Genomic DNA, 401 nt, shown 5'->3' on the forward strand with positions numbered 1-401 from the left:
CCCATTGGATTGCCTTCACAGATTACGACTTGCTTCGGCGCCACAAGCGCGGCGAGATCGTCGAGGGCGACGTGCATCACCCCTTCCCAGAAGGCTCGGGTGGGCCTGCTCGGCGAGAGAGTAATCACCTGATCGAAGTCGTGACCGCTGAAATCTATGAAAGCCACGGACGTCGGGTCGGCATCGTACATCTCGCGGGACTTCCGCATCATCCCGATTGAGTGCGAAGCGATCCAGAGTTGAGAATTGCCGGGAAGCAGGCCGACGAGCTCGCCGAGGAGCGCCGCCTGTAGCCGCGTGTTCATGTGGGTTTCTGGTTCGTCGATGCAGTAGATTGCATCCGGATAACTGCGCCGTTTGACCACAAAATCGAGGATCAGGTCGAAAGCAGCCTTCTCACC

1 protein-coding gene is annotated in these 401 nt (G+C 58.6%); it reads right to left on the reverse strand.

The annotated features are described in order from the left end of the window. A partial coding sequence (locus AB4091_RS21970) for an AAA family ATPase (RefSeq protein ID WP_442295055.1) occupies positions 1-401 on the reverse strand: 401 nt, incomplete at both ends.

This window comes from Terrabacter sp. 2RAF25, assembly GCF_052115265.1.
GTDB lineage: Bacteria > Actinomycetota > Actinomycetes > Actinomycetales > Dermatophilaceae > Terrabacter.